This window comes from Nocardia sp. NPDC004340 (assembly GCF_053602575.1).
On sequence record NZ_JBSGDW010000009.1, the window covers coordinates 251,777 to 275,419 of the forward strand.

General features: G+C 68.8%; 20 protein-coding genes. 9 read left to right on the top strand and 11 right to left on the bottom strand.

What is annotated here, in order from left to right:
- Positions 1–68 precede the first annotated feature (68 nt).
- Both ACWEOI_RS29550 and ACWEOI_RS29555 read left to right on the top strand, forming a co-directional pair.
- Positions 69–635: an isochorismatase family protein gene (locus ACWEOI_RS29550; RefSeq protein ID WP_452361691.1), complete on the top strand. Its 567-nt coding sequence runs from the start codon at positions 69–71 to the stop codon at positions 633–635.
- Between the two features lie 90 nt (positions 636–725).
- Positions 726–2,771 carry an ATP-dependent DNA helicase gene (locus tag ACWEOI_RS29555; RefSeq protein WP_452361692.1) on the top strand — a complete coding sequence of 682 codons (2,046 nt, stop codon included), beginning with the start codon at positions 726–728 and terminating at the stop codon, positions 2,769–2,771.
- Positions 2,772–2,932: 161 nt separating this feature from the next.
- Here ACWEOI_RS29555 and ACWEOI_RS29560 read toward each other — a convergent pair whose 3' ends face one another.
- Together ACWEOI_RS29560 and ACWEOI_RS29565 are read right to left on the bottom strand one after the other, a co-directional pair.
- Positions 2,933–3,439 carry a DoxX family protein gene (locus ACWEOI_RS29560; RefSeq protein ID WP_452361693.1) on the bottom strand — a complete coding sequence of 169 codons (507 nt, stop codon included), beginning with the start codon at positions 3,437–3,439 and terminating at the stop codon, positions 2,933–2,935.
- Positions 3,440–3,586: 147 nt separating this feature from the next.
- Positions 3,587–4,954: a solute carrier family 23 protein gene (locus tag ACWEOI_RS29565; protein WP_433671120.1), complete on the bottom strand. Its 1,368-nt coding sequence runs from the start codon at positions 4,952–4,954 to the stop codon at positions 3,587–3,589.
- Positions 4,955–5,223: 269 nt separating this feature from the next.
- Here ACWEOI_RS29565 and ACWEOI_RS29570 point away from each other — a divergent pair, with 269 nt between their 5' ends.
- A complete protein-coding gene (locus tag ACWEOI_RS29570) occupies positions 5,224–7,278 on the top strand; it encodes an AMP-binding protein (RefSeq protein ID WP_452361694.1) in 2,055 nt (684 codons plus the stop codon).
- Between the two features lie 6 nt (positions 7,279–7,284).
- Here the strand turns inward: ACWEOI_RS29570 and glgP are convergent, their stop codons facing one another.
- Entirely contained in the window at positions 7,285–9,858 is a 2,574-nt protein-coding gene (gene glgP / locus ACWEOI_RS29575) for an alpha-glucan family phosphorylase (RefSeq protein WP_452361695.1), read from the bottom strand.
- A 202-nt stretch (positions 9,859–10,060) separates the two neighbouring features.
- Here glgP and ACWEOI_RS29580 point away from each other — a divergent pair, with 202 nt between their 5' ends.
- Genes ACWEOI_RS29580 through glgB form a run of 3 tightly spaced genes read left to right on the top strand, consistent with a single transcriptional unit; the run spans position 10,061 to position 14,905 of the window.
- Positions 10,061–10,711, top strand: a complete 651-nt coding sequence (locus tag ACWEOI_RS29580) for a hotdog domain-containing protein (protein WP_433671114.1) — start codon at positions 10,061–10,063, stop codon at positions 10,709–10,711.
- A gap of 22 nt (positions 10,712–10,733) precedes the next feature.
- Complete coding sequence (locus tag ACWEOI_RS29585) at positions 10,734–12,737, top strand: maltotransferase domain-containing protein (protein ID WP_452361696.1); 2,004 nt, start codon at positions 10,734–10,736, stop codon at positions 12,735–12,737.
- Entirely contained in the window at positions 12,734–14,905 is a 2,172-nt protein-coding gene (gene glgB / locus ACWEOI_RS29590; RefSeq protein WP_452361697.1) for a 1,4-alpha-glucan branching protein GlgB, read from the top strand. The genes ACWEOI_RS29585 and glgB overlap by 4 nt, the downstream gene beginning before the upstream one ends.
- Before the next feature lie 7 nt (positions 14,906–14,912).
- On the opposite strand, the gene ACWEOI_RS29595 is transcribed toward glgB, so the two are convergent.
- Positions 14,913–15,533, bottom strand: a complete 621-nt coding sequence (locus tag ACWEOI_RS29595) for a TIGR03086 family metal-binding protein (protein ID WP_452361698.1) — start codon at positions 15,531–15,533, stop codon at positions 14,913–14,915.
- A 120-nt stretch (positions 15,534–15,653) separates the two neighbouring features.
- Here ACWEOI_RS29595 and ACWEOI_RS29600 point away from each other — a divergent pair, with 120 nt between their 5' ends.
- Complete coding sequence (locus ACWEOI_RS29600; RefSeq protein ID WP_452361699.1) at positions 15,654–17,015, top strand: TrpB-like pyridoxal phosphate-dependent enzyme; 1,362 nt, start codon at positions 15,654–15,656, stop codon at positions 17,013–17,015.
- Between the two features lie 28 nt (positions 17,016–17,043).
- On the opposite strand, the gene ACWEOI_RS29605 is transcribed toward ACWEOI_RS29600, so the two are convergent.
- The 3 genes from ACWEOI_RS29605 to ACWEOI_RS29615 all read right to left on the bottom strand — a co-directional run bounded on the left by ACWEOI_RS29605 (position 17,044) and on the right by ACWEOI_RS29615 (position 19,629).
- Positions 17,044–17,901 carry a tetratricopeptide repeat protein gene (locus tag ACWEOI_RS29605; protein WP_433673250.1) on the bottom strand — a complete coding sequence of 286 codons (858 nt, stop codon included), beginning with the start codon at positions 17,899–17,901 and terminating at the stop codon, positions 17,044–17,046.
- A 58-nt stretch (positions 17,902–17,959) separates the two neighbouring features.
- A complete protein-coding gene (locus ACWEOI_RS29610) occupies positions 17,960–18,331 on the bottom strand; it encodes a DUF3817 domain-containing protein (RefSeq protein ID WP_357098615.1) in 372 nt (123 codons plus the stop codon).
- Between the two features lie 113 nt (positions 18,332–18,444).
- Positions 18,445–19,629 carry an acetyl-CoA C-acetyltransferase gene (locus tag ACWEOI_RS29615; RefSeq protein ID WP_452361700.1) on the bottom strand — a complete coding sequence of 395 codons (1,185 nt, stop codon included), beginning with the start codon at positions 19,627–19,629 and terminating at the stop codon, positions 18,445–18,447.
- An 87-nt stretch (positions 19,630–19,716) separates the two neighbouring features.
- Between ACWEOI_RS29615 and mce the strand changes: the two genes are divergently transcribed.
- Complete coding sequence (gene mce, locus ACWEOI_RS29620) at positions 19,717–20,214, top strand: methylmalonyl-CoA epimerase (protein ID WP_379278546.1); 498 nt, start codon at positions 19,717–19,719, stop codon at positions 20,212–20,214.
- 86 nt (positions 20,215–20,300) lie between these two features.
- Positions 20,301–21,272, top strand: a complete 972-nt coding sequence (locus ACWEOI_RS29625) for a hypothetical protein (protein ID WP_433671101.1) — start codon at positions 20,301–20,303, stop codon at positions 21,270–21,272.
- Between the two features lie 86 nt (positions 21,273–21,358).
- On the opposite strand, the gene ACWEOI_RS29630 is transcribed toward ACWEOI_RS29625, so the two are convergent.
- From ACWEOI_RS29630 to ACWEOI_RS29645, 4 genes are all read right to left on the bottom strand, one after another.
- Positions 21,359–21,523: a hypothetical protein gene (locus ACWEOI_RS29630; RefSeq protein ID WP_433671100.1), complete on the bottom strand. Its 165-nt coding sequence runs from the start codon at positions 21,521–21,523 to the stop codon at positions 21,359–21,361.
- A gap of 179 nt (positions 21,524–21,702) precedes the next feature.
- Positions 21,703–22,008, bottom strand: coding sequence for an ATP/GTP-binding protein (locus tag ACWEOI_RS29635; protein ID WP_452361701.1), 306 nt, complete (start codon positions 22,006–22,008; stop codon positions 21,703–21,705).
- Positions 22,009–22,012: 4 nt separating this feature from the next.
- Positions 22,013–22,690, bottom strand: coding sequence for an endonuclease NucS (nucS, locus tag ACWEOI_RS29640; RefSeq protein ID WP_357098601.1), 678 nt, complete (start codon positions 22,688–22,690; stop codon positions 22,013–22,015).
- A 23-nt stretch (positions 22,691–22,713) separates the two neighbouring features.
- Positions 22,714–23,445, bottom strand: coding sequence for a rhomboid-like protein (locus tag ACWEOI_RS29645; protein ID WP_433671098.1), 732 nt, complete (start codon positions 23,443–23,445; stop codon positions 22,714–22,716).
- Positions 23,446–23,643: the final 198 nt, after the last annotated feature.

Sequence of the window (23,643 nt, forward strand, 5' to 3'; positions counted from 1 at the left end):
CGCCGAGCGGCACAATGCAGTACGAGACCCGAACCACTGTGGTTCGCCCAGGCCCCCGGAGGCAGTCCATGAGCCGAGCCCTGATCGTCGTCGACGTCCAGAACGACTTCTGCGAGGGCGGCTCGCTGGCCGTGGCGGGCGGCGCGGCCGTGGCCGAACGCATCACCGAATACCTGGGCGTCTCCGATTACACCGCGATCGTCGCCACCCGCGACTTCCACATCGACCCGGGCGCGCACTTCTCCACGCAGCCCGACTACGTCGACACCTGGCCGCCGCACTGCCGTGTCGGCACCCCCGGCGCGGACTTCCACCCCGCCTTCGACACCACCGCGATCCAGGAGATCTTCTCCAAGGGCGCCTACACCGCCGCGTACTCCGGATTCGAGGGCACGGCCACCGACGGCGACACCGCCCTCGACGCCTGGCTGCGCGACCGCGGCATCGACGCCGTCGACGTCTGCGGCATCGCGACCGACCACTGCGTCCGCGCGACGGCCCTGGACGCCCGCGCGGCGGGCTTCGACACCCGGGTCCTGCTCGGCCTCACCGCCGCCGTCTCCCCCGACACCCTGTCCACCGCGCTGAAGACACTGCGCGAGTCGGGTGTGGAACTGGCCGGGACGCTGGAGTAACCCGCCTGGTCGTCGGCGGAAATCGGTCCTGCCGGACGGCCCGCCGAGGTTTGCGCGAGGGTTGTCGGCAGCGGGCAGTAATCTCGTCGCGTGCCCGAACTGCCTGCCGTTCCCAAGCTCCTGGCCACCGCTGTACAGGCGTTGGGAGGTAAGGAACGCAAGGGGCAGCAGACCATGGCCGCGGCGGTCGCGCACGCCATCGACACCGGTGAACACCTGGCTGTCCAGGCCGGGACCGGTACCGGAAAGTCCCTCGCCTATCTGGTGCCGAGTCTGCGCCACGCGGTGCGGACGGGCCGGACCGTCGTGGTGTCGACGGCGACCATCGCCCTGCAGCGTCAGCTGGTGGATCGCGACCTCCCGCGCCTGGCCGACGCACTCGCGTCGGATCTGGGTCGCGTGCCGCAGTTCGCGATTCTCAAGGGCCGCAACAACTATCTGTGCCTGAACAAGATCAACAGTGCGATTCCGGACGAGCCGGAACAGGAACTGTTCGACGCGTTCGCCATCTCGAAGCTGGGCCGCGAGGTCCAGCGCCTCAACGAATGGGTCTCCGACACCGAGAACGGCGACCGCGACGAGCTCACCCCCGGCGTCACCGATCGCGCGTGGCGGCAGGTGAGCGTCAGCTCCCGCGAATGCGTGGGCAAGTCCCGCTGCGCGTTCGGCCAGGACTGCTTCGCGGAGAAGGCGCGCGCCGAATCCGCCCAGGCCGATGTGGTGGTGACCAACCACGCGCTGCTCGCCATCGACGCCATCAGCGGCATCCAGGTGCTGCCCGAACACGACGTGGTGGTCGTGGACGAAGCGCACGAGCTGGTGGACCGGGTGACCGGCGTGGCCACCGCCGAACTGTCCACCGGCGGCATCAGCGCCGCCGCCAAACGCTGCTCCAAGCTCATCGACGAACAGGAAGTGGACCGGCTCGAGGGCGCGGCCGAGGCCTGGCACGGCCTGCTCGACGACCTGCAGCCCGGCCGCTGGGACCGGATGCCCGATGGCGCGGCCCCGGTGCTCGCGCTGATCCGCGACGCGGCCTGGAACGCCCGCACCGCGCTGGCCCCGCAGGGCGGCCAGGCCGCCGATCCGGAGTCGGCGGCGGCCCGCAATCAGGCGCTGGCGGCAGTGGAGGAGGTGCACGACGCCGCGGTCCGGGTGCTGACCACCTTCGAGGAGGCCGATCCGGCCGCGCACCGCGATGTGGTCTGGCTGTCCTCGGAGGAGCTCCGCGGGGTGCCGCGCCGGACCCTGCAGATGGCCCCGCTGTCGGTGGGCGGTCTGCTGCGCAGCCGTCTGTTCGGCACCGCCACCGTGGTGCTGGCCTCGGCGACGCTGCAGATCGGTGGTTCCTTCGACAATCTGGCGGTGACCTGGGGGCTGCCGCCGCAGTCGTCGGCGGTGGTGGATCCGGCGCTGGCCAACGGCGCCGAGGCCCCCTCGGACGAGAAAGCGCTGCGCTGGAATGCGGTGGACGTGGGTTCGCCGTTCGATCACGCAAAGTCCGGAATCCTGTATGTGGCAAAGCATCTGCCCGCGCCGGGCCGGGACGGGCTGCCGCAGTCCTACCTGGACGAGATCGAACGTCTCATTCGCGCGGCGGGCGGGCGCACGCTCGGGCTTTTCTCGTCGATGCGAGCGGCCAAGGCGGCCACCGAGATTCTGCGTGAACGGCTCGATACGCCCGTGTTGTGTCAAGGTGACGACGCGACCGGCGCACTTGTCCGGAAATTCGCCGACGACCCGGAAACCTCACTGTTCGGAACACTTTCGCTATGGCAGGGCGTGGATGTCCCGGGGCCGTCGCTGAGTCTGGTGATCCTGGACCGCATTCCGTTCCCGCGCCCGGACGACCCGCTGCTGGTGGCCCGCCAGCGGGCGGTCGAATCCCGAGGTGGCAATGGCTTTCTGTCGATCGCGGCGAATCATGCGGCGCTGCTGCTGGCACAGGGCACGGGCCGCCTGCTGCGCAGTGTGGACGATCGCGGCGTTATCGCAATTCTCGATTCTCGACTTGCGACGGCACGCTATGGCGGTTATCTCCGAGCATCTTTACCACCTTATTGGGAAACATCCGATCCCCAAGTTGTGACAAAAGCTCTCGAACGACTGACAAATAGTGTCGCACAATTGAAATGACCTGTGAGAACCCTCACAGGAGTAGCTCCTACTTCCGGGCAGAAGTAAATTGGATTTCGATACTCCGGTGAACCCCCAATTCCCACATCGGACGTGTCCGTAGTCCCCGCGCCAAGCCCTGCACGCGGCGCGGGGACCCGAAACTTTCCGATCGGGTTTCGCTACTTCACCGCAAGGGTGATGAGCGCGGCCACGACGCCGAGCGCGATCGCGCCGGCACTCCAGGCCAGGCCCTGACGCTGCCACGGACGGCCGGCGTCGAGCGAGATCCGCCCCGGGCCCGAGAACGCGAAGGCGATCGCCACGAGGGCGTAGACCGCGGGCAGCTCCCACCTCGCGAAGCCGCCGCTCCAGGTGACGTTCAGCGCATTGATCATGGTGCCCAGCACGATGGCCGCGGCCAGGGGCGTCACCAAGCCCAGCGCCAGCAGCAGACCGCCGACCACCTCGCTCAGCCCGGCCAGGGTGGCGAAGAACTTGCCCGGGTCGTAGCCCATTTTCGCGAACGCGCCCGCGGTGGCGTCCAGGCCGTAGCCGTTGAACCAGCCGAACAGCTTCTGACTACCGTGCACGGCCAGCAGGCCACCGACGCTCACCCGCACGATAGCGAGGCCGATGTCGGTGCCGGTCGGGGCCTTGGAGGTGGTGGCGTTCACGGTTGCGGTCATGGCGGGTCCTCATCCTTCGGGTCTATACGTTACTCCGGCAATCCATCCGGACCGTGGTCCGTTTCGGAGCCTACAGCAGGTCCCCAACGAGAGCGGGCGCGAGGCTATTCCGCCTCGCGCCCGAAAACTTGGATCGAGTTGCTTCCCCTACTCGGCCAGGAACCAGAAGTAGTAGAGGAACACCGCCATCAGCACCCACATGATCGGATGCACCTCGCGCGCACGCCGTTTCGCGATCATGACGATCGGATAGAACAGCAGGCCCATGGCGATGCCGTTGGCGATGGAGTAGGTCAGCGGCATGATGATCACGGTGATGAAGGCGGGCACCGCGAATTCGAGCTTGTTCCACTCGATCTCACCCAGCGCCCGGGCCATCAGCACGCCGACCACGATGAGCGCGGGCGCGGTCACCGCCGAGACGTCGGCGAACACCGCGAAGATCGGGAAGAAGAACAGCGCGATCAGGAACCAGCCCGCGGTGGCGACCGCGGTCAGGCCCGTGCGGCCGCCCGCCGAGACGCCCGCCGTGGATTCCACGTAGGCGGTGGTGCTCGAGGTGCCGATCACCGCGCCCGCGGCGGTGCCGACCGAGTCCGCGGCCAGGGCCTGCCCGGCGCGTTCCAGCTTGCCGTCCTTGCCCAGCAGCCCGGCCTGGTTGGCGACGCCGATCAGGGTGCCGGAGGCGTCGAAGAAGTCGACGAACAGCATGGTCAGCACGACCACCACCATCTGCCCGGTGAACGCGCCCGGCAGGTGGATGATGGCCTGGCCGAAGGTCTGATCCAGTCCGTGCGGCAGCGCGGCCACCGAGTCCGGCAGCTTCACCAGGCCGGTCACCATGCCGACCACGGTGGTGGCGAGGATGCCGTAGAGCACCGCGCCGTGCCAGCCGAGCACCAGGAAGACGACCGTCGCGACGAGGCCGAACAGCGCCAGCAGGGTGGTGCCGTGGTGGAAGTTGCCCAGGTGCACGAAGGTGTTCGGATCGGAGGTGACGATCCCTGCGCTCTTGAGGCCGAGGAAGGCCACGAACATGCCGATGCCCGCGCCGACCGCGAGTTTCATCTGCATGGGGATGGCTTCGATGATCTTCTCGCGCACCTTGGTCACCGCGAGGATGAAGAAGATGACGCCGGACAGGAAGGTGCCCGACAGCGCCTCCTGCCACGGAATGCCCATGTGCAGCACGACGGTGTAGGCGAAGAAGGCGTTGAGGCCCATGCCCGGCGCGAGTGCGACCGGATACTTGGCCCACAGGCCCATGACCAGGGTGCCGAAGATAGCGGCGACCGCGGTCGCGGTGAAGACGGCCTGGACCGGCATGCCCTTGTCGTGGAGATCGCCGCCGGGGCCGTCGCCGAGGATGCGCGGGTTCACCGCGAGCACGTAGGACATGGCCAGGAAGGTGACGGTGCCGGCCATCAGCTCGCGCCTGAGGGTGGAACCGTGTTCGCTGATGCCGAAGTACCGGTCGACGCGCCCCTTGGTGCGCGTGAGGACGTCGGTGCTCATAGGTGGGGATCTCCAGTCGGCCGGAGGACAAAGGCTGCTGGTCACGCTAGTTGGTCGGACGGGTCGGTTCGCTCACCACCCCGGCGAACTGTGGGCAATCCCACCTGCCAGAGCGTTGGTTTCCGGGCATCACCAGCGCAATTGATCCGCAAATAAACTGATTACCGGCCGGTAATTAGAGATCCTTGACCGCCATTGTCTGGGACGTTACAAATACGTAATCCGCCGGGGTTGATCAGGGGAACCGGCCAGGCAGAAGTTGTACGCCAGTGGTTACCGAAGTCATCGACGCGGTCGCGGAGTTCGCGATCGACCGCCAAGCGCTCTGGGACGTCCTGATCGATCCGCAGACCTACCCCCGGCTATTTCCTGGAATCGGCGCCTGCGAGCCCGCCGACACCGTCGATACGCACCCCGCGTGGAATTTCCGGGTCGGCGGCGCGGATACCGAGATCCGCGTGGTGCGGGTCCAGCTGCACATCACCCGCGCCGGTGAGGGCTTCGAGCTGCATCACCCCGAGCACGGCAGCTTCGCGACGATCCGGCTGCGCGGCGACAGCGGGCACACCCGCGTCTACGTCACCTATTTCAAGGCCACGCACGTGCATCCACTGCTCACCCGGTTGCCGAACCACGCGGTGGTGACCTGGACGGTGGCGGGGCTCGAACGGGTCGCCGAGCTGATCCAGGGCGCGCCGACGGCCCGCATCGTCAATGCCGAGGATTCGCGAATGAAGTTGCAGGCCGGGGTGGTCCGGCAGATGGTGAGCTCCGGCGTGGTGCGCACCTATCGCCCCGATGTGGGCCTGCGACAGATCGGCGGCCTGGCCAAGTGGGGGTTCAGCCTGGGCGGCGGATACGCGGCGGCGGCCGCGCACTCCCCGCGCCGGGCGGCGGTGATCGACGACCGGTACTCGAGCACCTTCGACCAATTGCACGCGCGCAGTAGCGCACTCGCGGGCGCGTTCACCTCGCTCGGCTTCGGCCCCGGTACGTCGATCGGGCTGCTGTGCCGCAATCACACCGGCATGGTCGAGTGCATGGTGGCGGCGGGCAAGTCGGGCGCGGACGCGGTACTGCTCAATACCGGGCTGCCCGCGCGGCAGATCGAGGAGATCGTGCAGCGGCACCGGCTCTCGGCACTGTTCTCCGACACCGAGTTCGAGGATCTGGTGCGCCACGTGCCCGCCGACATCCCCCGCTTCACCGCCGACGACGCGCCGCCGGACGCGGGCCGCACCAGCATCGAGGACCTGATCGCCATGCGCCAGGATCCGCCGCGCAAGGCTCCGCGCCCGGGCCGACTGGTGGTGCTGACCTCCGGCACCAGCGGGACGCCCAAGGGCGCGCGGCGCCCGCACCCCAAGGGATTCGGGACCGTGGCCGCGCTGCTGTCGCGAATCCCGTTCGGCACCAACGAGACCATGTTCATTCCGGCCCCGCTGTTCCACACCTGGGGGCTCGGGGCGCTGCAGATGTCGACGGCCGTACGGGCGACGGTGCTGCTGGGCGACCATTTCGACGCCGAGGACACGCTGCGCCGGGTAGCCGAGCACAAGGTCACGGCCCTGGTGGTGGTACCGATCATGGTGAATCGGATCCTGGATCTGCCCGAAGCGGTGCGCGCCCGCTACGACCTGTCGAGCCTGCGCATCGTGGCCAGTTGCGGTGCGCCGCTGGACGGCGCAACGGTGCTGCGTTTCCTCGACACCTTCGGCGACATCCTCTACAACGTGTACGGCTCCACCGAGGTGTCGTGGGCGTCCATCGCCGACCCCGCGGATCTGCGGGTGTCCCCCACCACCGCGGGCCGGCCGCCGCTGGGCACGAAACTGGCGGTGCTGGGCCCGGATCGGCGCCCGGTGCCGGTGGGCGCGACGGGCCGGATCTTCGTCGGCAATCACATGCTCTTCGACGGCTACACCGACGCCACCCCGCCCGACGAGGCCGACGGCATGCTCGACACCGGCGATGTCGGCTATCTCGACGCCTCCGGCAGGCTGTTCGTGGCCGGGCGCGACGACGAGATGATCATCTCCGGCGGCGAGAACGTCTTCCCGCGCGCGGTGGAGGAGGCGCTGTCGCATCTGCCGCAGGTGAGCGAGGTGGCGGTGGTGGGCGTGCCGGACCATGAATTCGGCCAGCGCCTGGCGGCTTTCGTGGTGCCGCGGCCCGGCTCGGGGCTGGACTCGGAGATGGTGCGCAACTACATCCGGCACCGGGTGAGCCGCTTCTCGGTGCCGCGCGACGTCACCTTCCTGGAGGCATTGCCGCGCAATACGACCGGGAAGATTCTCAAACGGACGCTGATCGCGCCCGCCTGAGCGCGACTACGGGCTGGGCGAGGCGATCAGGCCCAGTTCCGCGTCCGAGGCCAGCAGCGAATGGTGCGGCAGGATGCGGATGGTGTAGCCGACCGCACCGGAGATCGGCACCGGCGTCCGGATGGTGAAAACGTCGGCGCCGGAATCGTTTCCGGCGTGCAGCATGGTGAAGCTGTGGACATCGGTGAGGTCGTCGCTGGGTGAGACCCGGCCCAGAACCGCCTGCACGCTGACGTCGGCGGGGGTCAGGCCGCCGAGGTCGATGCGGGCCCGCAGGTCCAGTTCCGCGCCGATCACCGGGATGTCGGGCAGCCCGGCACTGTCCACCTGCAGGACTTTCACGGTGGGCCAGGCGGATTCGATGCGGCGGCGGTACCCCGACAGGTCCTGCGCGCCCTTGAAGTCGTCGGCCGACACCGCGCCGAAGGCCGCGGCGGCGGGCGCGTAGTAGTCGACCGCGTAGTCGCGGACCATGCGCGAGGCCAGCACCTTCGGGCCCAGGGTCCGCAGGGTGTGGCGGACCATCTCCATCCAGCGCACCGGCAGGTCGTCGTGGTCGCGGTCGTAGAAGCGCGGCAGCACAGCGCGTTCCAGCAGTTCGTAGAGCGCGGACGCCTCGAGGTCGTCGCGGCGGTGCTCGTCGCGGACGCCGTCGGCGGTCGGGATGGACCAGCCGTTCTCGCCGTCGCACATCTCGTCCCACCAGCCGTCCTTGATGGACAGGTTGAGGCCGCCGTTGAGGGCGGACTTCATGCCGGAGGTGCCGCACGCCTCGAGCGGGCGCAGCGGATTGTTGAGCCAGACATCGCAACCCCAGTACAGGTAGCGGGCCATGGAGATGTCGTAGTCGGGCAGGAAAACGATGCGGTGCCGCACCGCCGGATCGTCGGCGAACCGGACGATCTGCTGGATCAGCGCCTTGCCGCCCTCGTCGGCCGGATGGGATTTGCCCGCCACCACCAGCTGCACCGGGCGTTCCGGATCGAGCAGCATGGCCCGCAGCCGGTCCGGGTCGCGCAGCATGAGGGTGAGCCGCTTGTAAGTGGGGACGCGGCGGGCGAAACCGACGGTCAGCACGCGCGGGTCGAAAACCTCGTCGACCCAGCCGAGTTCGGCCGGGGCGGCGCCGCGGTCGAGCCAGGACGCGCGCAACCGGCGGCGCACCTCGTCGACCAGCACGCCGCGCAGGGCATTGCGGGTGGACCACAGTTCCCGCAGGTCCACGTCACAGAGCTGTTCCCAGCCGCGGGCCTCCTCGACCAGTTCGTCGCCGATCAGCTCACGGGCCTTGTCGATCCATTCGCGCGCGGCCCAGGTGGGGGCGTGCACGCCGTTGGTGATCGAGCCGATCGGCACCTCGGCGGCGTCGAAGCCCGGCCACAGCGGCGCGAACATGGCGCGGCTGACCTCGCCGTGCAGCTTCGACACGCCGTTGGCGCGCTGGGCGAGCCGCAGGCCCAGGTGGGCCATGTTGAACACCGACGGATCGGCCTCGCGGCCCATGGCGAGGATCCGGTCCACCGAAACGCCCGGCAGCACCGGGGATTCGCGCTCACCGTGCGCACCGCCGAAGTAGCGGCGCACCAGCGCGCTCGCGAAACGGTCGATTCCCGCCGGCACCGGGGTGTGGGTGGTGAAGACGGTGCCCGCCCGGACCGCGGTCAGCGCGGTGTCGAAATCCATTCCGGCGACCATGAATTCGCGGATGCGTTCGATGCCGAGGAAACCGGCGTGGCCCTCGTTCATGTGGAAGACGTCCGGATCGGGCAGGCCGTTGGCGCGGGTGTAGGCGCGCACCGCGCGCACGCCGCCGATCCCGGCCAGGATCTCCTGTTTGATGCGGTGGTCCTGGTCGCCGCCGTAGAGGCGGTCGGTGACGGCCCGCAGTTCCGGATCGTTCTCGGCGATGTCGGAGTCGAGCAGCAGCAGCGGAATCCGGCCGACCTGGGCGATCCACACCCGGGCGCGCAGCACCCGGCCTTCCGGCATCGACACGTGGATGAGCACGGGCGCGCCGGAGTCGCCGTCGGTGAGCAGCCGCAGCGGCAGGCCCATGGGGTCCAGCGCCGGATAGTGCTCGGCCTGCCAGCCGTCGGCGGTCAGCGACTGCCGGAAATAGCCGGAGCGGTACAGCAATCCGACGCCGATCAGCGGCAGCCCCAGATCGGAGGCGGCCTTGAGGTGGTCGCCCGCCAGAATCCCGAGCCCGCCCGAGTAGTTGGGCAGGACCTCGGTGACGCCGAACTCCATCGAGAAGTAGGCGATCCCGCGCGGCCCGCTCTGCTGCTTCTGGAACCAGCGGGGCCTGGCCAGGTAGTCACGAAGGTCCTCGGCAGCGGCATCCACACGCCGCGTGTACGCCTCGTCCGCGGCCAGCTCGTCGAGCCGTTCGGCCGGCACCTCACCCAGCATCCGCACCGGATCGTTCCCGACCTCGACCCACAGCCCGGGATCCAGCTCCGCGAATACGTCCTGTGTAGGCCCATGCCAGGACCAGCGCAGATTGGTCGCCAACTCGGTAAGAGCAGCCAACCGCTCCGGCAAATGTGCACGAACGGTGAATCGACGCAATGCCTTCACAGTGCTTATTCTGCCCTCCGCTTCGCTCCGGGCTGGTTCACGGCCCCGAAGTCTCGATTCTTCCCTCCTCCGCTCCTCCGCTTCGCTCCCCCGCTCCGTCGGTCCAGAATCGAGACGGCCGTGAACCTTCGGAGCGGGTCTGATGCTGGTCAGCGGCATCCCCGCGCGGAGTATCCGGTAAGCAACCGATAACGTGTTTCACATGAGCGAGCAGCAGGTCGAGGCACTGGCCCCCGAAGAGCACCATGAGGGCGGGTTTCGGCCGATCCAAACCCTGGGCCGTGACGCCAGCCGGGGTGGGCCGCACTACGGGGAGTTCATCGAGCAGGTGCGCGGGCTGATGGACCGGGTTCGGCTGGCCTCCCCGACCGACGAGGTCGCCCTCGAGGCCATCGCCACGCTGAAGGAACTCAACGCCAAGCTCGACTCCGCGGTCGGCGACGAGTGGGACGCGCCCGCCTGGCACCGCAACGACCTGCCCGCGCGCGGCAATATCACCCTGCCGCCGTTCCTGATCGACGACGCGAGCGCCGACGGCGTGCACGCGCGCATCACCTTCCGCACCTTCCACCTGGGCGGCAATGCGGCGGCGCACGGCGGCCACATCGCGCTGGGCTTCGACGATCTGCTCGGCATGACCGTGGCGTTGAACACGCGCGCGGTCACCCGCACCGCCTTCCTGCACGTCGACTACCGGTCCATCACGCCGCTGAACACCGAGCTGAGGGTGCACGGCTGGGTGGAGCGGCAGGAGGGCCGCAAGGTCTTCGTGCGCGCCACCCTGCACGACGGCGACCGGCTGTGTGCCGAGGCGCACGGCCTGTTCCTGCTCCTCAAGCCGGGCCAGCAGTAGCCGCTCCGGTAAGTTCGAAGGCGTGACCGGCCGCATCGCCATCGATGACACCGCCCCCGCGATCCCCGGCGGCCGGCCGTCGAAGGCCGTGGTGGGCGAGGTGGTCCCGGTCCGGACCGTGGTCTGGCGCGAGGGACACGAGGTCGTGGCCGCGACCCTCGCGGTGCGGGGCCCGGGTTCGGCACGCACGCAACGCATTCGCATGAGCCCGGAATACGAGCCGGACGTGTTCAACGCGGTGTTCACCCCGAGCACGCCCGGCCGCTGGACCTTCCGCGTCGAGGGCTGGAGCGATCCCATCGCCACCTGGCGCTCCGGCGTCGAGGCCAAGCTGGCCGTCGGGCAGAGCGCCGTCGACCTGGCCAACGACCTGGAGCTCGGGGCGCGCCTGCTCGACAAGGCCGCGCTCGCGGTGCCCAAGCAGCAGTGGCAGATCCTGCGCGCCGCGGCCGCCGCCCTGCGCAGCGACGCCCAGCTGCCCGCGCGCGTGGCGCCCGCCTTCGGCGCCGAGGTCGGCGAGATCCTGCGGGCAACCCCGTTGCGGGAGTTGGTGACCCACGGGCCGCTGCACACCGTGCAGGTGGACCGGCAGCGGGCGCTGTACGGCTCCTGGTACGAGTTCTTCCCGCGCTCCACCGGCGGCTGGGACGCCACGGGCAAGCCGGTGCACGGCACCTTCGCCACCGCCGCCAAGGATCTGCCGCGCATCGCGGCCATGGGGTTCGACGTGGTGTACCTACCGCCGATCCACCCGATCGGGAAGGTGAACCGCAAGGGGCCCAACAACTCCCTGACCGCGGGCCCCGAGGATGTGGGCTCACCGTGGGCCATCGGCTCCGACGAGGGCGGCCACGACGCCATCCACCCGCGGCTGGGCACCGAGGCCGACTTCGCCGACTTCGTCACGGCCGCCCGGGAACTGGGCCTGGAGGTGGCGCTCGACCTGGCGTTGCAGTGCGCGCCCGACCACCCCTGGGTGACCGCGCACCCGGAGTGGTTCATCACCCTGCCCGACGGCACCATCGCCTACGCGGAGAACCCGCCCAAGAAGTACCAGGACATCTACCCGCTCAACTTCGACGACGACCCCGACGGGCTCTACGCCGAGGTGCTGCGCGTGGTCCGGCACTGGATCGGCCTGGGCGTCACCATCTTCCGGGTCGACAATCCGCACACCAAGCCCGCCGACTTCTGGGAGTGGCTGATCGCCGCGGTGCACAAGAAGCACCCGGAGATCATCTTCCTGTCCGAGGCGTTCACCCGCCCGGCCCGCATGTACGGGCTCGCCCGCCGCGGATTCAGCCAGTCCTACACGTATTTCACCTGGCGCACCCACAAGCACGAACTCGAGGAGTTCGGGCGGGAGCTCGCCGCCAAGGCCGACGAGGCGCGCGCCAACCTGTTCGTGAACACCCCCGACATCCTGCACGAGAGCCTGCAGCACGGCGGGCCCGGCATGTTCGCGATCCGGGCCGTGCTGGCCGCCACGCTCGGCGCGACCTGGGGCGTGTACTCCGGCTTCGAACTGTACGAGCACCAGGCGGTGCGCCCCGGCAGCGAGGAATACCTCGATTCGGAGAAATACCAGCTGCGCCCACGGCATTTCGCCGCGGCGGCCGCGCGCGGGGAATCCCTGGAACCGTGGCTGACCCGGCTCAACGAGATCCGGCGCGCGCACCCGGCGCTGCGGCAGGTGCGCTGCATCCACTTCCACCCCGTGGACAACGACGCGATCCTGGCGTTCTCGAAGATGGATCCGACCACCGGTGACGCGGTGCTCGTCGTGGTGAACCTGAACCCGTTCGGCACCGAACACGGCATGGTGTCGCTGGACCTGCCGGCCATCGGCCGTGAATGGCACGACCGGCCGGTGGTGACCGACGAGATCACCGGCGAGGAATACCACTGGGGCCAGAGCAATTACGTGCGCCTGGACCCGCATCGCGCGGCCGCCCACATCCTCACCCTGCCGCCGGTCCCCGCCGCCGCGCGCACCGAACTCGCCTATCGCAGATCGTTCCGATGAACCGGCGTGACCTCCTGCTGCTGGCGGCGGGCACGCATCCCGATCCGCACACCGTGCTGGGGGCCCACCCGCATCCGGACGGCACCGTCATCCGGGTGCTGCGCCCGCACGCGGACGCGGTCGCGGCCCGCATCGGCGAGATGGATCATCCACTGACACACCGGGATCACGGGGTGTTCGAGGTCGTCCTGCCGTTCCCGGAGCTGTGGGACTACCGGATCGTCGCCGCCTACCCGGGCGGGCGCACCGTGGTCGAGGCCGACGGCTACCGCTTCCTGCCCACCCTCGGCGATATCGACCTGCACCTGCTCGGGGAGGGCCGCCACGAGCGGCTGTGGGAGGTGCTCGGCGCGCATCCCCGGACCTACCCCTCCTTCGACGGTGAGGTGACGGGCACCGCGTTCGCGGTATGGGCGCCCAATGCGCGCGGCGTCTCCGTGATCGGGGACTTCGACGGCTGGAGCGGAAACACCGCGCCCATGCGCAGACTCGGCGATTCGGGCGTGTGGGAACTGTTCCTGCCCGGCATCGGGCCGGGGGCGCTCTACAAGTACCGGGTGCACGGGGCGGACGGGCGCGTGGTCGACCACGCCGACCCCATGGCCTTCGCCACCGAGGTGCCGCCCGCCACCGCCTCGGTGATCACCGAGAGCGAATTCACCTGGGGCGACGGGGAATGGCTGCGGGAACGCGCCCGCACCGACCCGCTGCGCGCGCCGATCAGCGTCTACGAGGTGCACCTCGGCTCCTGGCGGCCCGGTCTCGACTATCGCGAGCTCGCCGGGCAGCTCGCCGAATACGTTCTCGCCCAAGGCTTCACCCACGTGGAACTGCTGCCCGTGGCCGAGCACCCCTTCGGCGGCTCGTGGGGCTACCAGGTCACCTCCTACTTCGCGCCGACCGCCCGCTTCGGCTCCCCCGACGACTTCCGTTTCCTCGTGGATCACCTGCACCGCAAGGGCATCGGCGTGCTGCTGGACTGGGTGCCCGCGCACTTCCCGCGCGACGAATGGGCGCTGGCCCGCTTCGACGGCACCGCCCTCTACGAGCACGCCGACCCGCGCCGCGGCGAGCAACTCGACTGGGGCACCTACGTTTTCAATTTCGGCCGCCACGAGGTCCGCAACTTCCTGGTCGCCAACGCGCTGTACTGGATCGAGGAATTCCACCTCGACGGCCTGCGCGTGGACGCCGTCGCCTCCATGCTCTACCTGGACTATTCGCGCCCGGACTGGGAACCGAACATCCACGGCGGCCGCGAGAACCTGGAGGCCGTCGCCTTCCTCCAGGAAATGAACGCCACCGTACACAAGCATCATCCGGGCGTGCTGACCATCGCCGAGGAATCCACCACCTGGCCCGGCGTCACCCGCCCCACCGAGGTCGGCGGCCTCGGCTTCACCATGAAATGGAACATGGGCTGGATGCACGACACCCTCGGCTACCTGGCCCGCGATCCCGTGCACCGCAGCTGGCACCACAACGAGGTGACTTTCTCACTCACCTACGCCTGGAGCGAGAACTATCTGCTGCCGATCAGCCACGACGAGGTCGTCTACGGCAAGGGCACGCTGTGGACCCGCATGCCCGGCGACGACTACGCCAAGGCGGGCGGGGTGCGGGCGCTGCTCGCCTACCTGTGGGCGCACCCGGGCAAGCAGCTGCTGTTCATGGGCCAGGACTTCGGTCAGCTCCGGGAATGGGACCACGACCGCGGACTGGACTGGCACGAGCTGGAGAACCCGCTGCACCGCGGCATCCAGGCCTTGGTCGGCGACCTCAACCGGCTCTACGTCGGGAATCCGGCGCTGTGGAGTCAGGACACCTCGCCGGGCGGGTACGCGTGGATCGACGCCGACGACCGCGACAACAATGTGCTGTCGTTCCTGCGGTACGGCACCGACGGGTCGATCCTCGCCTGCGTGTACAACTTCTCCGGGCGGCAGCTCAGTGGCTACCGCATCGGATTGCCGGAGTGCGAACAGGATTCGTGGTACGAGGTGCTCAATACCGACGCGGTCGCCTACGGCGGCAGCGGCGCGGGCACCGGCGGCCCGATCCCGGCCGAACAGCAGCCGTGGCACGGCCGCCCGGTCTCGGCCGCCCTCACCCTGCCCCCGCACAGCGCGATCTGGCTCTCGACCACGCCACCGGCCGCACGCGACTGACAGGTCCCTATTCCGGCCAGCCCGGCGAGCGTCCCAGCACCGCCAGAATCCGATCCAGCCCGGACGCCGGGGTACCGGGCACTTCCGGCGCGAACGACGCGCCCGGCCGCTCCCGCTCCGCGCCCCGCGGGACGGCCTCGGCCACCGGCAACGCCGCGCTCAGCAGGTCGTCGTCGAAGTCCACGGTCCGGCCGAGCGCCCGCGCGACATCCCAGGCGTGCACGACGTAGTCGATGAAGTGGAAGCTCACCGCCAGCGTCCCCGGGATGATGATGCCGTCGCGGACCTCCGGCAGGGGGAACTGCCGGTCCAGGACGCCCGGCTCGGCGAAGGTGGCCAGCACGTGCTCGGCCGCCGCGCGGTATTCGCCGAGCGGGTCCGCGCTCAGCGGCTGTGGCTTCCACAGCCCGATATCACCCTCACCGCGCGCCGCCGCCGCGAACCCGTAGTGCTGAACGATCATGTGCTCCAGCAGATCTCGCAGCGTCCAGCCCTCGCACGGGGTGGGCGCGTCCAAGTCGCCCGAGGTCACCCCCGCCACCACGTCGATGCTCGTCCGCACCGCGCGGGCGTCCAGCGCGAGCAGCTCCGTTCCCGAGGCCGGCGATTCTTCGTATGCGCTTATCATACGCACTAGCTTACTAATTTCGAACGATCATGACCAGGAACAATCCGGCGAATTCCACACCAACGGGTCCGCTTCGGGCGCACCCTGGACGGACAGCCGGATCAAGCCCGGGAGGGCCTCGTGGACGAGCGCACCAAGATCACACTGGACGAATCCGAGATCCCGCGGCGTTGGTACAACGTCATCCCGGACCTGCCCGAACCCCCGCCGCCCCCGCTGCACCCCGGCACCGGGCAGCCCGTCGGCCCCGAGGACCTGGCCCCGCTGTTCCCCATGGAACTGATCCGGCAGGAAGTGAGCGGCGACCGCTACCTCGACATCCCGGACGAGGTCATCGACGTGTACCGGCTCTGGCGGCCGACACCGCTGTTCCGGGCGCGCCGACTCGAGAAGGCGCTCGGCACCCCGGCGCGCATCTATTACAAGTACGAGGGCGTCTCCCCCGCGGGCTCACACAAGCCGAACACCGCTGTGCCGCAAGCCTTCTACAACGCCGCCGAAGGCACCCGCCGCCTGACCACCGAGACCGGCGCGGGCCAGTGGGGCAGCGCGCTGTCCTTCGCCTGCGCGCAGTACGGCATCGACTGCGAGGTGTGGATGGTCCGCGCCTCCTACGACCAGAAGCCGCACCGGCGCACCCTCATGCAGACCTGGGGCGCCACCGTGCACGCCAGCCCCTCCCCGATCACCGCGGCGGGCGCGAAAATCCTTGCCGACCACCCGGATTCGCCCGGCAGCCTGGGCATCGCCATCAGCGAGGCGGTCGAGGTGGCCGCGGCCGACCCGTTCACCCGCTACGCGCTGGGCAGCGTGCTCAACCACGTGCTCATGCATCAGACCGTCATCGGCGAGGAGGCGCTGAAGCAGTTCGCCGCGGCGGGCGAACGCGCCCCCGACGTGATCATCGGCTGCACCGGCGGCGGCTCCAACTTCGCCGGCCTGTTCCTGCCGTTCCTGCGCGAAAAGCTCGCGGGCCGAGGCAATCCCGTCATCCGCGCCGTCGAACCGGCCGCCTGCCCGTCGTTCACCCGCGGCATCTACGCCTACGACTTCGGCGACACCGCGGGCTTCACGCCGCTGATGAAGATGCACACCCTGGGCCACGACTTCATCCCCGATCCGGTGCACGCGGGCGGTCTGCGCTACCACGGCATGTCGCCGCTGCTCTCGCACATGTACGAGCTCGGGCTGTTCGAGGCGGTGTCCAAGCAGCAGCGCGAATGCTTCGCCGCGGCGGTCACTTTCGCCAAGACCGAGGGCATCCTGCCCGCCCCCGAACCCTCGCACGCGCTCGCGGCGGTCATCGAGGAAGCCAACCGCTGCACCGCGTCCGGAGAGGAGAAGGTCCTGCTCACCGCGCTGTGCGGGCACGGCCACTTCGACATGACCGCCTACGAACGCTATCTGGCGGGCGACATCCCCGATTTCGAGCTGCCCCAGCCTCGCATCGATGCCGCCCTCGCCTCGCTACCGAAGGTCTGAGACCCCTGCGTGCGGGGTCCGAGACCCGTCAGTACAGCGCGGCGGCCAGCTTGCGGCGGGCGGCGACGACCAGCGGCTCGGCCGGGTCGAAGAGCTCGAACAGCTCCAGCAGATGGGTGCGGACCCGGGTGCGGTCGTCGCCGGCGGTGCGCTTGACCTGGGCGATCAGCCGATCGAATGCGGCGTCGGGCTGCTGATTGAACATCTCGAGGTCGGCGGCGGCGATAGCGGCGTCCAGGTCCGCCGGGTCGGCGTCGGCCTTGGCCACCGCTGCCGGGTCGAGATCCTGCACACGGGAGATGAACTGGACCTGCCGCAGCGCGGCCTTGGCCTCGGCATTGTTCGGCTCGGCGGTCAGGATGTCCTGGTAGGCGGCGATGGCGTTGTCGAATTCGCCACGCTCCAAAGCCTCTTCGGCCGCCACGAAACGGGGATCCTCGGGGATCTCCGGCTCGGCGGCGTCACCCTCGCCGACACCGGGGAGCTTGCCGCGCACGGCGTCCACCACGGCGGCCAGCCACTGCGTCACCTGCTCCTCGGGCTGATTGCCGGTGAAGTCGGCGAGCGGCTGGCCCGCGGCCACGGCGACCACGGTCGGAATGCCCTGCACGCCGAAGGCCTGCGCGATGCGCATATTGGCCTCGGCCTCGACGGTGGCCAGATCCCAGTCGCCGCCGCTGCGGCCGACCAGCTGCTCGAGCAGCTTCACCAGCTCGATGCTGCCCGGGCTGCGCTGCGAGTACAGCGCCACCACCACCGGGACCTGGGTGGAGCGCCGCAGCACTCGATCCTCGAAATTGGCCTCGGTGACGGCGTGGTCACCCGGGACCTCCCCCGCGGGGGCGGCCGGCTGCTTGAGAGCGGACAGGTCCACAGCGCCCGACATGGCGGCGGCTGCGGCGGCGGAAGGACGGCGTGCGGGTCGAGTCACGCCATCCAGTTTGTCACGAAGCGGCGGCGGCGGGCGCCGGGGCTCCGCTCAGTTCACCCAGCTGACCCGTCTTGATCGCCCACCGCTCGAAGAGCACGGAGGTGAACGGCACCACCGAGGACGCCAGCGCGAGAAGCGTGGTCTTGCCCGGCCATTCGAACTCACGCGAGGCCAGCAGGCAGTTGATCGCGTACGCCAGGAACACGACGCCGTGCAGCATGCCGAACACCATCACCGGCCACTTGATCGGCTGATCGGCGATGCCCAGCGCGTCGGCGCGCTTCAGGGCCGAGCCGATGAACAGCAGCACCCAGGACGGCACCTCGAGCAGGCCGAAGAAACGCACACGCTTCGCGACCGTGGACAGGTCGAACAGATCACCCATGCCCCCCATTCTGCCCGACCGGCTACGACGCCCCGTAGTGGAGCTGGTCACACGAACGAGCAGGCCCCGGCTCGTTTCGGAGCCGGGGCCTGGTTCGGGCTACGGGATCGCGCTTACCGCACGCGGATGATCAGGGCGTCGCCCTGGCCGCCACCGCCGCACAGGGCGGCCGCGCCGACGCCGCCACCGCGGCGCTTCAGCTCGTTGGCCAGGTGCAGCACGATGCGGGCGCCGGACATGCCCAGCGGGTGGCCGATGGAGATGGCGCCGCCGTTGACGTTCACCTTCTCCGGGTCGATGCCCAGCGTGCGGGTGGACGCGATGCCGACCGCGGCGAAGGCCTCGTTGATCTCGACCAGGTCCAGGTCGGCGGGCGAAATGCCTTCCTTGGCACAGGCTTTCGCGATGGCGTTGGCGGGCTGGTCCTGCAGGGTGGAGTCCGGACCGGCGACGACGCCGGCCGCGCCGATCTCGGCGATCCAGCTCAGACCCAGCGCCTCGGCCTTGGCCTTCGACATGACGATCACGGCGGCCGCGCCGTCGGAGATCTGGGAGGCCGAGCCGGCGGTGATGGTGCCGTCCTTGCGGAAGGCCGGACGCAGCTTGCCCAGCGACTCCGCGGTGGTGTCGGCGCGGATGCCCTCGTCCTCGGCGAACACGATCGGGTCGCCCTTGCGCTGCGGGATGGAGACCGGCGCGACCTCGTCGGCGAACAGGCCGTTCTTCCAGGCCGCGGCCGCCTTCTGGTGCGAGGCGGCGGCGAAGGCGTCCTGCTCCTCGCGGCTGATCTTGTCGGTGTCGTTGCGCTGCTCGGTGAGGGCGCCCATGGCCTGGTCGGTGAAGATGTCGTACAGGCCGTCGTAGGCCATGCTGTCGCGCAGGTTCACGTCGCCGTACTTGAAGCCCTCACGGCTATTCTCGAGCAGGTGCGGGGCATTGGTCATGGACTCCTGGCCGCCGGCCACCACGATCTCGTACTCACCGGCGCGAATCAGCTGATCCGCCAGGGCGATTGCGTTGATGCCGGACAGACACACCTTGTTGACGGTCAGCGCCGGGACGTCCATCGGGATCCCCGCGGCGACCGCGGCCTGCCGGGCCGGGATCTGGCCCGCGCCGGCGGTGAGCACCTGGCCCATGATCACGTAGTCGACCTGCTCGGGCGCGACCCCGCCCTTCTCCAGCGCCGCCTTGATGGCGATGCCGCCCAGGTCGGAGCCACTGAAATCCTTCAGCGACCCGAGCAGGCGACCCACCGGGGTACGCGCACCGGACACGATCACGGAGGTAGTCGTCACGTGGGGCCTCACTTACTGTGTGTCGTCACGGCTCCGCCAACCATCGGAGCCGTACTCCACGGTAACTCCAGGCACTTCGGCGGGGGTATGCGGGTGCGCGCTACCGTCAGTCCTGTGAGCACTACCGAGAACACCGCATTCATCCCGTCGGAATACGTCGTGGCCGTCGATCACGTGGGAATCGCCGTGCCGGACCTGGATTCCGCGGTCGCCTGGTACCGCGACAATCTGGGCATGGTGGAGACCCACCGCGAGATCAACGAGTCGCAGGGCGTCCACGAGGCCATGCTGTCGGTCCCCGGCACGCCCGAGGGCTCGGTCGCTCTCCAGTTGCTGGCTCCGCTCAACGAGGAGTCCACCATCGCCAAGTTCATCGACCGAAACGGTCCTGGCCTGCAGCAGCTCGCCTACCGCGTGACCGATGTCGAGGCGGTTTCCGAGCAACTTCGTGAACGGGGCTTGCGTTTGCTGTACGCAGAGCCGCGTGGTGGAACCGCTGGTTCCCGCATCAATTTCATCCACCCCAAGGATGCTGGCGGTGTGCTGGTCGAACTCGTCGAACCGGCCGCGAAAACTACTCACTAGTACCGTGTTCCGCCCTCCTAAAGAGGGCGTAACAACATTCGCGGTCGGGTCACCATCCGCGACGGTCAGGCTGTAGTTTGTGGGGCATGTCGTCCACTGAGCCCGATCGCAATCGCTTCGTCGCGCTGCCCTTTACCGTTGTGCGGAAGGGTTATGACCGTGACGAGGTGCGTAACTACTTCGACCGTTTCGATGCCGAGCTAAGGGTCACCGCCACCGACCGCGATGCCGCCGCCGCCCAGGCCCGCAACCTGGCCGCCCAGCTCGAGGATGCCCGGGACGAGATCGACGAGCTCCGTAAGGAAGTCGACCGGCTGTCCGTGCCGCCGACGACCGCCGAAGGCATGTCCGATCGCATCTCCCGCATGCTGCGCCTGGCCTCCGACGAGGCCTCCGAGGTCCGCGCCCAGGCTCAGGCCGAGGCCGCCGAGATGATCTCGATCGCCGAGCAGCAGGCCACCGAGATGCGTGGGAAGTACGAATCGCTCCTCTCCGAGACCAAGGAGAAGCGCGAAGCTCTCGAAATCGAATTCGAGCAGACTCTCGCCAACGCCCGCTCCGAGTCCGCCAAGATCGTCGAGGCGGCCAACGCCGAGGCCGATCGCCTCACCAAGGAGTCCGACGCCAAGCGCAAGGCGACGCAGCAGGACTTCGAGGTCACCATGGCGGAGCGGCGCACCAAGCTGACCCGCGCCATGGAGGAGCTCGAGGCCACCTCCCGCGCCGAGGCCGCCCAGCGCATCAAGGACGCCACCGACGAGGCCAACCGCCTCATCACCTCGGCGACCAACACCGCCGATCGGAAGATCGCGCACGCCAAGGAACTCGCCGAGGAAATGCGTGTCCTCCGCGGCCGCGTCCTGGCCCAGCTGCTCGGCATCCGCGGCCAGCTCGACTCGGTCCCGGCCATGCTCGCCGCCGTCAACCGCGAAAGCGAACTCCTCGACGGCGCACCGGAACAGCGCTCCCTCGGCAAGAACAACCGCAAGGCCATCTCCGAGGCGCACGACGACGAGGACCTCGTCGACGACCGCGAGAACGCCGACATCTCCGGCTAATTCCACCACCCCGGGCGACAACCCGTTCCGTACGAAGGCCGCCTCCCTACCGGGAGGCGGCCTTCCTTATGCGCACCCAGGGTTTATCAGGAACCACTGGTCAGATTGCAGACGAGGCTGTCGATAGCGGTCGAGGACTGCACGCTCCCGGCGCCGATGTGGCAGGCCAGTTCCGTGACATCGACATCCTGCGACAGTGTGCTGAGGACCGAACCGTCCGGGTTGAACTGCGTCGCGACGATATGGTGCATGCCCAGAGTCGTCGGCCGATAAGCGATTTCGGCGAAGGAGCGGTATCCGGTGCCGAAATCGTCTCCCGGACTCCTTGTGAAAACATTGGAACGTCAGATCGGGAGCCTAGCTAGGCGGGAGAGGGTGCAGCCGGGAACGGTCTCCCCCAATTTCTGGGGCGTCAGGACTCGGGGGGTGGTCAGGACCAGCGGCGGGTGATGGTGCGGGTGTCGCGGCCCTTCCAGCAGCCGGTGTGCCAGTGGCGGCGGTCGTCCTCGCCGCCGTACTCGGCCCAGGCGACTATGTGCGGGGTGCCGGGCGGGATCACCTGATCGCAGCCGGGGCAGCGGTAGGGCTTGGTGGCACGGGTGCCGGGAACCGTTCGGACGATGAAGGATTCGTCGGTGCCGGGGCCGTGCTCGGTGCGGCCGAAGACGTCGCCGAGGGGGCGCGAATCCTGGTGGGATCGCGCCGAATCCTTGGGGCGGGGCTTGCGCCGGGGCATGGGCCTAGAAGAGCCGGAATTCGCTGGAGTCGGTGCCACGCAGGGCGTCGTAATCCAGGGTGAGGCAACGGATACCGCGGTCGGCGGCAAGGGTTTTCGCCTGCGGCTTGATCTGCTGGGCGGCGAAGACGCCGGCCACGGGAGCCAGCAGGGGGTCGCGATTGAGGAGCTCGAGGTAGCGGGTGAGCTGTTCCACGCCGTCGATCTCACCGCGGCGCTTGATCTCCACGGCCACGGTGGAGCCGTCGGCGTCCCGGCACAGGATGTCCACCGGGCCGATCGCGGTCATGTATTCGCGGCGGATCAAGGTGTACCCGGGGCCGAGGGTTTCGATGTGCTCGGCCAGCAGCTCCTGCAGGTGCGCCTCGACGCCGTCCTTCACCAGACCCGGGTCCACGCCGAGCTCATGCTTGGAATCCAGCTCGATGTCCTCGACCGTGATCCGGAGTTCCTCGCCGGCCTTGTTGGACACCACCCACAGTTGGCTTGTCTCGGAATCGGTTTCCCGCTCCTCCAGCCAGCACGGCGGGCTCATCCAATTGAGCGGCTTGTAGGAACCACCGTCGGAATGGACCAGCACCGAACCGTCGGCTTTCATCATCAGCAGACGACGAGCCATGGGCAGATGGGCGGTCAGACGGCCAACGTAATCGACCTGGCAACGAGCAATCACAAGGCGCACCGGTCGAGTCTAGTGACCGGGCTTCAGCCCAGCAGCATCAGGCAGGCGAAAATCGAGCCACCCGCCAACATCACGTACTCGGGAACATTCAAGGGCCGCACCACGCCGCCCTGCCGGCGAATCGTCAGCCGCCCGATACCCAGCCCCAGGCACAGCGCCAGGAAATGCCCCACATTGGTGAAGGTGTGCCACAGCACCACCCCGCCCAGCGCGAACGACAGCCAGGTGCCCGCCCAGACCCACCGCCGATGCGGCGGCAGCACGGCCACCAGGGCGCCCACCACGGTCATCGAGCCATAGCTGACGCCCACGTCCTGGACCATGGTGATGCTGCCGGGGATCAGCTGCGACTGCACAGCCACCCACAGGCCCAGCGCGACCAGCACGGTCGCGCCGATATGGCCGACGAAGAAAGTGTGCACAAGCTTCACAGCCCCGAACCTGCGCTCAGCCAACGCGAGCAGGCAGGCCAGCATGGGGACGATCAGGAAGGCCGTGGCCGCGCCCTCACCGACCAGGAACGCGCTGGAGAACAACGTGCCGAAACGGCCGTTGGTGAGATTGTGCAGGTTGGTGCTGGCGTGCAGCAGGATTCGCGACTCGCGAGGAGCGCTCACCATGGTCAGGGCGACAGCCACCGCCATCAGCACACCCACGTAGCTGTAGGTGGCGGGGAGCCAGAGGGCCGACCACCGGAAGCGGCGGACGGTGACGGGCCGCTGAGGCGCGGGCGCGAGGACCATACTGTCGATCATTGTCTTTCTCATCCAGCCGGGACTGGCTTTCGGCTGGGAACTCTCTGTGGGTATGTCCCCGGGATACCCGGGGAACATCAGAATACGCCAAAGGCCCCCAGCTATTGCTGGGGGCCTTCGCGAATGATGTTCCGGCGGTGTCCTACTCTCCCACACCCTGTCGAGTGCAGTACCATCGGCGCAGGTGGCCTTAGCTTC